Source organism: Desulfurococcus sp. (assembly GCF_038881575.1).
Classification (GTDB): Archaea; Thermoproteota; Thermoprotei_A; order Sulfolobales; family Desulfurococcaceae; genus Desulfurococcus.
On the sequence record NZ_JAVZPN010000013.1, the window covers coordinates 1 to 13,291 of the forward strand.

Here is a 13,291-nt window from a genome sequence, read left to right on the forward strand (position 1 = left end):
TATAGTAATTGATTACACCTATATGGATAAAACCAGTAAGCTGTTCAGAGAGGTGGTATCAGAGCCAAGGCTGGATGCACCTCTGAACCGCTGGCAAGGATGATAAGCTCGGGCAGTCCCTCGCAGTCAAGGAGGGCGTAGGCTCCCTTTTTTGCCTCCTCTGCGGGCGGCTCCCAAGCCGGCGATCCCGGGTTCAAATCCCGGCCGCCGCACCACACACCACACCACAACCCGGGCTTCTAGTTCTTTGTTATTTTGTGCTAGTTTTTCTCTACCACGGCTTACCCTTATGAGAGCTTCTAGTTCTTTGTTATTTTTGTGAGACTAACTATTATTAACGTTGATCCTCCTACGGTCTTTTAGTTCTTTGTTATTTTGTGACGCGAGCCTGATCCATATCAAATTTTTCTCCAGGATCTTTTAGTTCTTTGTTATTTTGTGGAGAATCTCCTAAGACTCAGGTATTGAGAGAATTAACCTTTTAGTTCTTTGTTATTTTGTGCCACTATCGAGAAACAATCAACATCTCTCACGCTAGCTTTTAGTTCTTTGTTATTTTGTGTAAGATGCCATTGCCGCCAACTGATTCGAGTGAGAACTTTTAGTTCTTTGTTATTTTGTGTTACAAGCATCTCCCACTCACATCGGGGATCTCCACACATACAATCCTTTTAGTTCTTTGTTATTTTGTGAGATCATCCCGATAGCAGACTCACGGATCCTCCCTCCTTTTAGTTCTTTGTTATTTTGTGCAACCCAGTAGTACAGAGGATTACCATTCAAATCCGCTTTTAGTTCTTTGTTATTTTGTGGGGATTGCTCTGAAGAATATGTATATCCCGATCCCTATCTTTTAGTTCTTTGTTATTTTGTGTAAAATGTACCCGGAGGACTTTATTAAAACACCGGACTTTTAGTTCTTTGTTATTTTGTGTCATATTCTCAGAATAATTCTGAGAATAGATCCCAGCTTTTAGTTCTTTGTTATTTTGTGTTGTGAGAGGATTAATGGAATTATACCCTGGATGTATCTTTTAGTTCTTTGTTATTTTGTGCGGGTTTTCTGGTTGATGAGGATTCAGGGATTGTTGTCTTTTAGTTCTTTGTTATTTTGTGTGAACATACCAGTGCCACTGAAATACTCTGATGTTGCTTTTAGTTCTTTGTTATTTTGTGGAGTTGAACGAGTATAGAAAGTTCATGGAGTACCTCCTCACTTTTAGTTCTTTGTTATTTTGTGTATTCCACTATTTCCTCAGCAGATCTATCCTTGCGAATCTTTTAGTTCTTTGTTATTTTGTGAGATGAGATAGAAATAACAGTGGATCTTTATACCACATTTATGGAAATATCCTTTTAGTTCTTTGTTATTTTGTGGCAAAGCGAACCGCTCTCTTCTCATTCTTCAACACGACTTTTAGTTCTTTGTTATTTTGTGTTGCTCTCATAGTGTTTGTCGCCTCATCCGCGGTAGGATTGTTCGTCTACATCTTTTAGTTCTTTGTTATTTTGTGTGTGATGCCTAACAGCATCCTCAAGCACATTACTAACTTTTAGTTCTTTGTTATTTTGTGTGGTTGTGGGTTGGGTTTTTTCTTCTGTTTTTATATTCTCACCTCAAGACTTATAAGTGTTTAGGTGAGAAAACAAAACCTCCACAAGAAAACCAGAGAATCTTCTCACCACTGTTTATCTGTTGTTTTTGTGTGTTGTAGTTTCTTTGGGTTGTATGTGTATGTGTAGTGTATTTGTTTGTTTCTTGTTCTTATTCTTGTTGCGAGTTTGATTGCGTTGATGTAGATTGCTCTGTGTGGTGTGATCCTTGTTCTTCGTATTCTTGCGTTTAGTGTGTTGAATAGTTCTTTCATCATTGTGCTCATGGATTCTTTTGTTAGGTAGCCGTCTTCGTCTAGTTGTGGGAGTTTCTCTGTTTTTCTGAGGACTTTGATCAGGGTGTGTATTGCTATTGGTTTATACATCTCGGTGTAGTCGTAGACTAGTGGGAGAGAGTATCTTGTCCTGTGGTGTAGTCCGTAGGTGGGGTCTAGCCCGCTGGCGAGGAGTGCTCTGGTGCTTAGAGAGTAGAGGATCGCGTATAGAGCTGATATAGACTGGTTGAATGGGTCTTTCGCGCGTGGTCTTCTACCTTGAAACTCATATCTGTCTTTAAGCTCTCTAAGTATGCTGCCCGGTATAAGATCTATCATCAGCTGCCAATACCTACGACTTGTAGCCGCCTCCCAGTGGAGTAGGTCTCTCTCTGCTACTGCTTCCTCGAGAACCGCTTCTGGAACCTCTTTCTCATGATACTTGAGTATGTTTGAGAAGCCTCTGAACTTTGCCTTCAGGATCTCTAGCATGATCTCAGTCTTCTCAGCATCGCTCAAGAGATACTGGGCACGTCTAGTTTCATTATAGAGCGTCACTACAGGAACTGCCAGAATAGAGACACCCAATCTGTTGACTATTGATAGAGGAATGTTATACCTGGAGAGCAGAGAGATCACTCCACATTCTATCTTGGTAGCAGCTCCTAGGATTACAACCGCCTCTATATCTCTAATATTAACCTCTCTATAGCTACCATCCCTCCTATGTATGATCAAGCTGCTACGACTCTTTCTCGTCACGAGCTCAGCATTCTTCACGAAGATCGTTCTCAAAACTCGCTCCCCAGAGGGCATATATGCTTTAGATCACAGAGACTACAGATCCAAGGATGCTTCGCCCTCATACTTTCAGAAAGCTCTACCGCTTTCTCGTACTCCTTTCTTGAAAAAGTTTTTCGGAGAAGCTTGGCAGTGTTTTCTCTGAATAGAATAAGATAGACATGGCTGAGATTAACGATCAGCCCCGCCACCTTGCAACCATAGTAGGCGTGCGCAGCTATAGAGTAGAATAGCATCTCTCCATAGACTAGATGCCGGATGCTGGGAGATAGTGTCACCTCTACAAGTAGAATTAGATCATCTAGCTCCACGCCATAGAGAAGATACGCTAGATCCGGGACTCCGCAAACCATGTAGCTAGAATCCTTCAGCATTAGAGTGAGACATAGCTTCATCTTCTCTAGCTCTAAACCTTTTACATGTTTCGAGAAGATCTCTATAAGAGCATTTCTCACAATCTTCACCAGCTCATCATGATCACTTTTCATCTTCTCAACAGTATGAGGCGTCGTATACGAGAGCGAGCCAGCTGATGAGAGCACTATATTCCTAGCAAGATAGCATTTAGCCATCCACGAGAGAGTTGTAGCTGAGAGATGCATCGGGCTAGAAGATCTCGAAGAAGACATCCTCAACTCTCTTACAATCCACTCTGGTACAAAGAACAGCCCGCATGTACTCCTGCTCCTGCACAAGGATGATAAACACGCTATCGCGCTCTCCAATGATTTCATCAACTCTCTCTCGAATTTTCTCCACGACGCTCTGTCCCCCGACACCGGCGTAGACGCTCCTATTGACCATCGATAGACCGAGAGACCTGAGGAATCTGCGTAGACGTCCCCGCACGCGTTCGTCTGAGATGTCGAAGGCAACAATGACATACATCTCATCACCTGTTCTACAGGTAGAGCAGGGTTATAGAGCCTTTTCCCAGTTTAATTCTCAGCCCTTTCCCAGATCTGTAAATATATTCGCTGAGGTCTTCATTCATAATGTTTGGAATGAGAAACAGCTGATCCTCCAGCTCTCTGTCGAGATGCTTCAGTTCTTCGGGTTCTTCTGAATTCTTATAAACCACTATACGACACTGAAACAGGTCTCTGAGAGTGTGCCAGTCGATTATTATTAAAGTCTTCGATCTATCTCTCTCCTCTCCCCTCCTAATAAAGCTCTCCAGATCTGCGATCTTCTTGCATTCGATCTTTATCTCGCCTCTGCCAACACTCTTGATAAGCGGATACCCATTGCAGGATGCGATCTCGTAGTTTCTCACCAAAGTTCCGAGATCCTCACCCTCATCATAACATTTAACCACGCCTTGGATCTCGCGGCAGTAACTCACGCTCGGACCAGAGGATCTGAACATCAGCAGAGTACCCATATAATCTGGAGATGCAATGATTCTCAGATTCTGTAGCGAAATACGCACTCTCTCAATGTGGCTCGCCATATCTCCGTATCCCGCTCCTGAAAGCCTGAAGTGAAGGGCTAGCCCTACGATCTTCAGCATACTCTCTCTCATAGATATTATCCCACGGTAGACTGTTTCATAGCCTGAGGGTATCTTCCTCATAAGTGGTTTTCCTATCTTCTCAGCCCACTCAGCCAGCTCATAATAGCTTACATTCTTCTTTGCAAAGACGCTGTTCTCCGCTAAACTCTTGAGCTCTCTCTCCGCCATTGGCACAAGAACAATACTCTCCTCCTCAAGCCTCCTGCCTATCCTACTGATCGACTGAAGGAAGTCCACAGCTGTGACTCTAGCTACTACACCGAAAGAGAGTCTCGGAAACTCAACACCCTGCCCAATCTTAGCACCGGTTCCGACCACGAGTAGACTTCCGCCAACCTCGTATGCAGGCGTCTCCTCGCACACATCTTCGCGCGGCATCGAGTACATGCACACCGGCTTAACCCCTGTCTCTCTGTAGAGAGCCTCCGCGAAGATCTCTGCATGAGATACCTTTTCAAGTATGACCGCTCCCCTACCACGACCTTCTCTAAACTTCTCTATGAACTCTCTAAACCTTGGTGTGGATATCAGTTCATAAGCTCGCCTACTCGCTCCATAGAGCCTGGCTATCTCGCTTCTTCCATCTTCGCTCACCTCTGTGAAGATCAGCCTAACAGGTCCTCTAACCAGCTCATCCACATCTCCTCTCTCCTTAATATGGCTAAGCCCATCTATATGAAGAGGAGTCATACCAGCTTCATCTGCTAACTCCTCCTGAAAAGTTGTGTTAGGCGTGGCTGACGATAGAATTATCCTCCCGCTCCAGCCGTGGACTGTAGCTAGCGTGTAAAGTAAAGCCTTAAAGGATGAAAGCTCGTAGTAGCCATACAAATGATATTCATCAATGAACAATGAAGATCTTCTGTAGGGGAGGAAGGCTCTCGCTATCTTCTCAAGCTCGGCTCTACTCATGCCCAGCATCCTCATTAACTTGTCAAATTCTTCGTAGCCACTCAGCAGCCTACCTCTAAGTAGGAGTAGGATATAATGTGTAAGCCTGCCCACAAGATCGATGTTACGATAAGCGTAGAGTGTAAGTAGAAAGAAAGTATCAGGAGTGGCTAGGGTGACAGCGTACTCGTCCTCATCTATGCTTGCCAGCATGTCCGAAACCTTTACCAACATATCAAGCTTACCTCGATCAGCTACTGCCTTAACCACGTCTCCACTCATCCCAACTATATATATCTTGCCAACCCTTCTGCCAAATAGGTCAACCTTTCTGTCAGACACGTAAATATTAAGCGGGATATAGTCTTCGGGAACAACTCCGGTTCTACAGTAGTCGTAGAGCATGGTTTTCTCTGGTCGCATTCCAATGTGGTTCACTATGAAATTGTGCAGCCCCGCCACCTGGCTACGCAGCAACTCATTGCTGGGATACAACCCTACTGACACACCATGTTCTCTGTCTGTCAGGAGCGTCACGGTTTTACCAGAGCCTGTGGGAGCGGATAGAACCACGAACCCCTCCGTGACGTCGGCTACTTCTTTCTGAAATCTTCTAATTCTCGTATTGCCAAGCTCTTCGCTGGATGACTCAATGTAGACAGGAGCGAGTGTGACCTCGTACTCGTACATGAAAAACCCTCACGATTAAACAGAGATGAAAAAAGGTATGGGTTTGAGGATTCTCTCCCCGTTGACGCGTATATCGAGAGCTCTGGTGAAAACCCCGGACAAGGCTATGTCTCCGGCGTAGTGTCTGAGTACGACGAGACTGCTCTTCAAGGTCTCAGGAGAGACATCAGCTACATTGAAAGGTGAGGACACTTCTACAGAGCGGTTCACCACCTCCACATGCGCCTCACGAACATAAACCGCCTTCCACACACCATATCTCTTAGCTCCAAGCCTTAGGTAAAACTCTTCAGGTAGCTTTCTATCTCTTGTAACCACGATCACAGTCCTACCTCTCGTGCCCGGTGCGAAGGCATTATAAGTAGCCATGAGCGGTATGGATAGTCTCGTCTGCGGTTTGTAGACCAGATAATCAGATTCAGACATGCTAAGCAGAAGCTTCTTGTAGAACACCCTATCAAGTAGCATTGGATAGGCGTAGACCAATGCCTCCGAGAACATTGCAGCCGGCGGTTCAACCCTCTTATACTCGTTGTATCTGGAGATGTAGGATCCCTCAACTATATGTCCTTGTAAAGCTAGTATCAGAGGGTAGTTGTGTACCAGCGGTAGAGGTGTCTGGATGAAGGTGCTAAGATGCGGCTGAGCTATGGTTGAGAACCACATAATGCTATGTAGCTCTAGCTCTACCAGATAGAACCTCAGCTCATCAACGCTATACCTCTCGTCGGTGGTCATTGGACCTCCTCTTTACCTCTTCCCTTAGACTTCTTCTCTTTCTTCTCTTCCTCTTCGCCTCCCACAGTCTTCTTCTCTGCTCTGGCAATATGTGCTACTACATTCTCAGAGTAGAAGTAGTTGTCCTCCCCCCACAGCTTGGCTAGCTCCTCGTCAGAGATTGCTACTACTGTGTCTAGGCTGTCGATCCCTTTTTGTTCGTCGATCACTACATCAAATCCTTTCCCTCTTATGTAGTTAACAATCTCCTTAACCACTGTTTCCGGCTCGACCAGAGCACCTCCTGTCTTCTCTATCACGTGTCTAGCTATGTCATAACTACTGACCGTCTCTCTATCGCCTGCTCTCAGCCCGACTATTATCACCTGAACGGAGCCATACTTAGTCTCACCACCTCCCATCCTACTAATCGTAGCTAGCGAGTGTAGAACTAGCTTCGCTTCTCTCTCCGTGACGTCGTACATTGCGAGCTTGCCTATGAAGACTACTCCCGGCATTATGTGAGGCTCTTCATACAAGCTTCTCCCTGTGTAGCTTATCCCCTCGCTGACCTTGTTATGTGTTAACTCGACCACGCACTTCTCGTAGGGAACCGTGGCGAACGCTATGTCGTGCACCACCCTGCTCTTGATTCCGTACGACGTTTTCGCGTAGTTGTTTTCGCTCTTCGTTATTACAGCTCCGAGGATGTTGCACGAGGGGCAGAAACCACACATCCCTAGGTCTGTCTCTCCCTCACCGCTAGGAGGCATGATGAAGCAGTTCCAGGATCCGTCTTCTCCCAGCCTACTAAATCCTAGCTTCTTATACTTCTTCACATGCTCTCTGACTTCATTGTTGAATCTGCTTCTCAACACCTCTAACATCCTCCTCCTAAGCTTAGCCTGTATCTTCTCCGGCAGTATAGCTGGTACTGACACATATGCCGTGCTTCCCTCCCTAGCCACTCCTCTCGGGATTATATCGATGGTTGTCACATCACCAGCACCTTCTGTTCTGAAGAGGGGGATGCCCTTGCTCACTATAACATACACTACCTCTATCTTCTTGCCCTTGGCAAATATTCTATCCCGCTCATTCGGGTTTCTCAGATAGCTACTTTTCTCTACTAGGAGTCTAGACAGGCTCATAGGCTGCTGACTCATTATATCTCCCCTTCCTCACTCTTTCCGAAGACTCCGAATATCTTCTTCTTATATTCAGATGTCTCGCTGGCAGTAGCTATGTTATAGAGGTTCTCAACAGTTAGATTCACTAGCTGTCTTCTCCACATAGGCGACAGATCTTTAGCCGATTCTACAGTTTCAACCAATAGTTTCCTCAGTAGCTCTCTGTATACTCTATTCAACGCTTCTATTCTAAAGGGTGGGTTGGTGTACACCACGCTAACTAGAGCCTCGTTAACTCCCTTAATCAGTGGTGATCTTAGTGCTAGCTCCAGCGCTCTCCTAACCTCCTTAGTTACCTCATGCACCGATGCCTCTCTAGACGCTTTAACCGATAGCAATCTGCCTAAAGCCAGTATAATTTGCTCTCTCGTGGTCGTGGATATATCTTTCACTCCCAGAATATCTAACACTGTTTTAACCTCTCTATCTATATCTGGAGGAGGTTCACTTATACCACACCACCCCCTCCCTACCCCCACGCGCCCGATCCGGGCTGCATGGTGGGCGAGGGGTTTAGGTCTAGATAGAAATAAACTAAAATATACTAAGCGGATCCTCCCTGAACCTATGGTAGGCTGACAGCACAGCTCTACCCGCGCTATGCTTCAGCAGGAGATCTCTATGCATAGAGTACGGGTATCTCAGGTAATCCATCACATGTCTAGCTCTATCCTTATCCGTTAGTCTTACACCTCTGCGCGTGCTCAGCTCGTCGTCAAGAATGTTGATAATCGATAGTAGAGCAACCAAGAGAGGTGTTTGATCTCTCAACCTCTCGTCGGCAGGATCTACATCGTATAGGGAATAGGCTGGGCTGAGCAGTCTTCTCTCTGTCAAAGGATCTATCTTGCTCGAGAACTTAACCGGGTATACACCAGTGAACAAGATAACTCTTGCGAGGCTGGATAGGTAGGTGGCCAAGGTCTCGAGCTCTCCGCCTACCATCTGCATTACCTCGAAGTATAGAGCCCATGTTGAGTCTACTAGTATTGCTGCACCTGTATCCTTGATGTACTCCATAGCATGCTCAACGTATTTCTCGGCTTTTTCGAAGGATTCCTTGATCACGCTGGCAAAATCTATCCCGCCTCTTTGTGAAATAGCTGTGGACAACACCCTGTGGGCTACAGCTGATAGCATCTCTGCCACCATGTAGTGCGTGGGTAGGGGGAAGTATAGTACTGCGAAGTAATCGGCAGAGTTGATATTGTTGGTTCTCATCATAAGGTAGACTTCGTAAGCATCTAGAACGCAGAGGGGGCAGGAAACGATCCCAGCTCCAAGCCATTTCTTTTGGAAGAGACTGTTTAGGTTGATCCCGACGGCTGGCACTCTCACACTCCATCTTTCCACACTGCTTGAGGCGTACAAGATGTAGCCAACAGCGGATGGATGAATAGGATCTACTACTGGTAGACCACAGAACATGCATCTATAGCTCCCGCTACCCCACAATATGTTGCTCAGATCTATGTTGAGGAAGAGCTTTCGTACAGACTCATCGAGGGGTATCTTGTGGTTGGAGTTGCGGAGGAAAAGATCTTGTCGCATCCTCTTATCGAAGGTCTCTCTCTTTAATGTATTGCTGCGCGATTTTTTTCTGGCTTCATCGTAGATAATGTGGTAGATATTCGGATCGAATCTAAAGGTATCGATATCTATCTGCACCTGCGGCATATCGGTGTTGGATATAGCTATCAATCCATCTCTAGCGAGTATGGGGATGGCATGTGTCTTGCTAAGGGTTTTAACCACCTCAGAGTATATCCCAGACCTTAGTGCTACCTGTGGAAGTAATGCTGAGAAGATGGTTATTCTGAGAGATTGTAGTAGTTTTCGTTGCGTCTCATCTAGTCTGCTCGATCGCTCTCTAATCGCTTGCTCGAGTAGGAGAGCTGAGGGGGTTCCGGCGATTGTGTCTGCAAGCCAGATGCTTAGACTGGCGATAGGGTGCTTGCCAGCCCATATGCCCGGGTTCTCGGCGATATTATATCTGGTTGCCTCGCAGACTATGGTGTCAATGATCCTTTTATCGAGCCCGTATTTGTCGAAAACCTTTTTTAATATCTTCTCTCCGATGCTGGTTGTAAGTCCAACACTATCTCCCTTCTGATAGTAGTCATGGACTAGACCAGCGTATGTGGCCAGTTCAATTTCGTCAGCGTCATTGGTGAGTAGTTCGGCAATGCTTCCAGCGATTGAGGCGACGCTGAGTGAATGGTATAGAGCGGAGGATGGGATCTTGTACTTCCAGCTGACAAGACCTATGAATGGGGGGAAGAGGTTGTATGCGATTTCGGTTAGTTGTCTGAGTTTCACGGTAGGCTACCGAATATATATTTGCTTATGAGATTTTTAAATTTTTCTATGTAATATGCATATCTTGGGGTAGATAGGTGGGTTTGAAGCTTGCAATTTTCATAGTAGGATTTGATGAGAAGCTTGTGATCAGGGCTGGATTTAGGATCGGGTTGCAGCCGGGAGATGCTGCTCTCTTAGTCTACAGCCTTAGCGGAGGCGATTATGATAGGCAGAAGGTCTCAAACGCTGTTAATCTTGTTAAGAATATCTTCTCGTCTGCTGGTGTAGCTGTTAAGGAGCTTGTGGTGAACGCTAATAACTTTGGTAGAGATGTCTCGTCTCTTGTGAGCGTGTTGAAGGAGTTGAAGCCTGAGAGGTTGGTGGTATCGCTCGGTAGCGGGATGAGGTATCTAGGTCTTGTCGCTGTCTATGCATCTCTCATCTATAGAGAGTTGGTGAAGGGTGTAGAGCTTGTGGTTCATGTGGCGAGAGAGGATGGGTTTTATGATGTTACTCTGAATCTTGATACTATGAGGCTTAGTGTTGGTAGGAGTGAGCTGAGGATTTTATGCTTGGTTGGGGATGGAGTTAAGAGAGATCTAGTGGTTAAGGAGGCGTGCGACAGGATGGAGAAGTCGCCGTCTACGATATATATGCTTCTGCATAGAATGGTTAAGAGAGGGCTGGTGCAGTTGAGAGATGATGTTGTAGTGCTTACACCGCTTGGAGAGGCTTTGAGCCGTGTGTTCTGTGGTGGTGAGGGTTGAGCGTCTCTAGTGGTGCGGTGCTCGTGCTCAGGCTCTATATGGAGAGTAATGGCTACATCTACAACTACACGGGTAAGCTGTCTAAGGCGTTGGTGCTTACAGAGGCTCCAGAGCTTGAGCCTTTCTTCAGACCTTCGAAGGGGTTTTTCAAGCTTTTGAGAGTGAGTCCTCCTATGAGTGGAGGTAGTTCTGTCATACCCTTCTACGAGATGGAGAGCGGGAGCTGGGTTCTAAAGCCGGTGTTTTTAAGAGGTGAGTATTTTGTTGAGGTGGGAGCGGATGGTGGTATCATAAGATCGCTTTATAATAGATTTGATCAGGTGAGAGGGGTTAGGACCAGACTGAAGTTTGAGAACGCGATTGTGAGCTACACTATCGAGAGTGTTGACATATATACTCCGCAGGATAGCGGAGAACTAGGAGAAACGCTGAAAACAATAACCGTGAAAACCCTCAGCCCAGCACTACTCACACACCCACTAACACCAACACAGCATGTCAGAAGATTCACCACCAGCCCAGGCGTGTTCTTCTGGATCCCATACATGATCACCCAGGGAATGCTCACACACGACCTCCACAAAGCATCCCAAGCCATAGTAGAACTAGAATCATGCCTAGCAGAACACTACTCAACCAAACAAAAAACAGTGTTCATAAACTACGACAACAACCGAGAACCAGCACTAACAGCAAAAGCAAAATACATAATCCTAACAAACGAGAAAAAATGCAAAGAAACAATCAAGAAAACACTACAAACAGCAAGAATCTACGGAATAGGAGCAAGCAGAACAAACGGCTTCGGAACAATAACCATAACACAAAACAACAAAGAAACAAAATAAACAGTGGTGAGAAGATTCTCTGGTTTTCTTGTGGAGGTTTTGTTTTCTCACCTAAACACTTATAAGTCTTGAGGTGAGAATATAAAAACAGAAGAAAAAACCCAACCCGCAACCACACAAAATAACAAAGAACTAAAAGGAGAGGTATGGTGGTGTATCGAATTATGTTGTCTACCTCACAAAATAACAAAGAACTAAAAGAGTAATCACCTTTCTGAAACTTAAGTACTACGAGATCTCACAAAATAACAAAGAACTAAAAGACGAGAACCATGTTCTCTCTATTCTTCCTCTGGATATCCCTGACACAAAATAACAAAGAACTAAAAGCTGAAATCCTCAGCGCAAGAGTGAACCGCCTAGCGCCACAAAATAACAAAGAACTAAAAGTCTTGAAATGTTATCTCTATTTCTCCCTTGAACTCGCACAAAATAACAAAGAACTAAAAGTATTCTCCTGATGGAATAAACATAAGGAGGATACCTCACAAAATAACAAAGAACTAAAAGTCTGAGGAAAGGAGAACTGAGCAGGTTCATTGCTGAGGCACAAAATAACAAAGAACTAAAAGCTTTCTCTCTTTCTATTATCATAATATCATATTTTATATTATTATCACAAAATAACAAAGAACTAAAAGACGGAGCTTGAGAGTCAGTTGAGGGGGGTGGGCAAGCACAAAATAACAAAGAACTAAAAGCTGAGGATCGTGTTATTTGTGTTAACTTGATCCGACACAAAATAACAAAGAACTAAAAGCTAGGGTTTTCTAGATCTATGTAAGCGGGGGCTCTGCACAAAATAACAAAGAACTAAAAGTACGCTATCCCATTAGCTTTACACATCGCCTCGATCCCTGCATCGTCACAAAATAACAAAGAACTAAAAGTCTAGGTAATCTAGGTAAATAGAAAAATAAAAAAAATCACAAAATAACAAAGAACTAAAAGTTTTTTTCTCACACTCCAATTATTTTTTATTCTTACAACACAAAATAACAAAGAACTAAAAGGGATCGAGATCCAGCCGAGAACGATCGCGAAACCTCTCACAAAATAACAAAGAACTAAAAGATAATAAGACGTATCCATCCGATGGAGTGGTTACCACAAAATAACAAAGAACTAAAAGCTAGGTTTTTGATTTAGGCTGGTAGTAGGGATTCATCACAAAATAACAAAGAACTAAAAGTTCGGATCCACTGGAGCGCCAAGGTTCTTGATTACACACAAAATAACAAAGAACTAAAAGAGACGGAAGTCGGCAGCGGAAAAACCCGAGTCCATCACAAAATAACAAAGAACTAAAAGCCACCTCTCTCAGATCCTTTCAATCCTATAGATCTTTCTCTCTATCTAGGCACAAAATAACAAAGAACTAAAAGCTTAGGACGGATTCCATCACCACCTCCCTATCTTCTTATCACAAAATAACAAAGAACTAAAAGATAATAAGAGTTAGTAAAGGAAGAGAAAAGCTAGAGACACAAAATAACAAAGAACTAAAAGAGGTTGTTAACACAGACACTGTATATCCCCACTGCTCACAAAATAACAAAGAACTAAAAGGCATGAGATCGCGATCCACTTCTCCAAGTTAATTAGACACAAAATAACAAAGAACTAAAAGTGATGGTGCTCCTGTCGTGGTAGACATATACTATTCCCACAAAATAACAAAGAACTAAAAGTCCGCCCCCCC

Annotated in this window: 10 protein-coding genes and 2 CRISPR repeat arrays; of the genes, 2 read left to right on the top strand and 8 right to left on the bottom strand. The window is 44.5% G+C overall.

All coding sequences use genetic code 11. The annotated features are described in order from the left end of the window. Window positions 1–236: 236 nt before the first annotated feature. Window positions 237–1,574: direct repeats of the CRISPR family, unit length 24 nt; unit sequence CTTTTAGTTCTTTGTTATTTTGTG. Between the two features lie 105 nt (window positions 1,575–1,679). The 8 genes from cas1 to QXV08_RS08575 are packed head-to-tail and all read right to left on the bottom strand — an operon-like array spanning window position 1,680 to window position 9,992. Next, entirely contained in the window at window positions 1,680–2,663 is a 984-nt protein-coding gene (gene cas1 / locus QXV08_RS08540) for a CRISPR-associated endonuclease Cas1 (protein WP_342821522.1), read from the bottom strand. Next, window positions 2,660–3,298, bottom strand: coding sequence for a hypothetical protein (locus QXV08_RS08545; protein WP_342821523.1), 639 nt, complete (start codon window positions 3,296–3,298; stop codon window positions 2,660–2,662). The genes cas1 and QXV08_RS08545 overlap by 4 nt, the downstream gene beginning before the upstream one ends. Beyond that, a complete protein-coding gene (cas2, locus tag QXV08_RS08550) occupies window positions 3,276–3,557 on the bottom strand; it encodes a CRISPR-associated endonuclease Cas2 (RefSeq protein WP_342821524.1) in 282 nt (93 codons plus the stop codon). Before cas2 ends, QXV08_RS08545 begins: the two co-directional genes overlap by 23 nt. A 13-nt stretch (window positions 3,558–3,570) precedes the next feature. Continuing rightward, on the bottom strand, window positions 3,571–5,766 hold the full coding sequence (locus tag QXV08_RS08555; RefSeq protein WP_342821525.1) for a hypothetical protein: 2,196 nt from the start codon (window positions 5,764–5,766) through the stop codon (window positions 3,571–3,573). Between the two features lie 15 nt (window positions 5,767–5,781). Beyond that, a complete protein-coding gene (locus QXV08_RS08560; RefSeq protein ID WP_342821526.1) occupies window positions 5,782–6,504 on the bottom strand; it encodes a hypothetical protein in 723 nt (240 codons plus the stop codon). Further along, window positions 6,501–7,649, bottom strand: a complete 1,149-nt coding sequence (cas7d, locus tag QXV08_RS08565) for a type I-D CRISPR-associated protein Cas7/Csc2 (protein WP_342821527.1) — start codon at window positions 7,647–7,649, stop codon at window positions 6,501–6,503. Before cas7d ends, QXV08_RS08560 begins: the two co-directional genes overlap by 4 nt. After that, window positions 7,649–8,152, bottom strand: coding sequence for a hypothetical protein (locus QXV08_RS08570; protein ID WP_342821528.1), 504 nt, complete (start codon window positions 8,150–8,152; stop codon window positions 7,649–7,651). Before QXV08_RS08570 ends, cas7d begins: the two co-directional genes overlap by 1 nt. A 55-nt stretch (window positions 8,153–8,207) precedes the next feature. Continuing rightward, window positions 8,208–9,992, bottom strand: a complete 1,785-nt coding sequence (locus QXV08_RS08575; RefSeq protein WP_342821529.1) for an HD domain-containing protein — start codon at window positions 9,990–9,992, stop codon at window positions 8,208–8,210. An 83-nt stretch (window positions 9,993–10,075) separates the two neighbouring features. On the opposite strand from QXV08_RS08575, the gene csa3 reads away from it, so the two are divergent. Continuing rightward, window positions 10,076–10,741, top strand: a complete 666-nt coding sequence (gene csa3 / locus QXV08_RS08580) for a CRISPR-associated CARF protein Csa3 (protein ID WP_342821530.1) — start codon at window positions 10,076–10,078, stop codon at window positions 10,739–10,741. After that, complete coding sequence (locus tag QXV08_RS08585; protein WP_342821531.1) at window positions 10,738–11,589, top strand: hypothetical protein; 852 nt, start codon at window positions 10,738–10,740, stop codon at window positions 11,587–11,589. The genes csa3 and QXV08_RS08585 overlap by 4 nt, the downstream gene beginning before the upstream one ends. A 115-nt stretch (window positions 11,590–11,704) precedes the next feature. Further along, window positions 11,705–13,280: direct repeats of the CRISPR family, unit length 24 nt; unit sequence CACAAAATAACAAAGAACTAAAAG. Window positions 13,281–13,291: the final 11 nt, after the last annotated feature.

Bases quoted from the DNA above. Each gene is read 5' to 3' on its own strand.
- cas2 (WP_342821524.1), bottom strand. From the start codon at position 3,557: ATGTATGTCATTGTTGCCTTCGACATCTCAGACGAACGCGTGCGGGGA.
- cas7d (WP_342821527.1), bottom strand. From the start codon at position 7,649: ATGAGTCAGCAGCCTATGAGCCTGTCTAGACTCCTAGTAGAGAAAAGT.
- QXV08_RS08555 (WP_342821525.1), bottom strand. From the start codon at position 5,766: ATGTACGAGTACGAGGTCACACTCGCTCCTGTCTACATTGAGTCATCC.
- QXV08_RS08545 (WP_342821523.1), bottom strand. From the start codon at position 3,298: ATGTCTTCTTCGAGATCTTCTAGCCCGATGCATCTCTCAGCTACAACT.
- QXV08_RS08560 (WP_342821526.1), bottom strand. From the start codon at position 6,504: ATGACCACCGACGAGAGGTATAGCGTTGATGAGCTGAGGTTCTATCTG.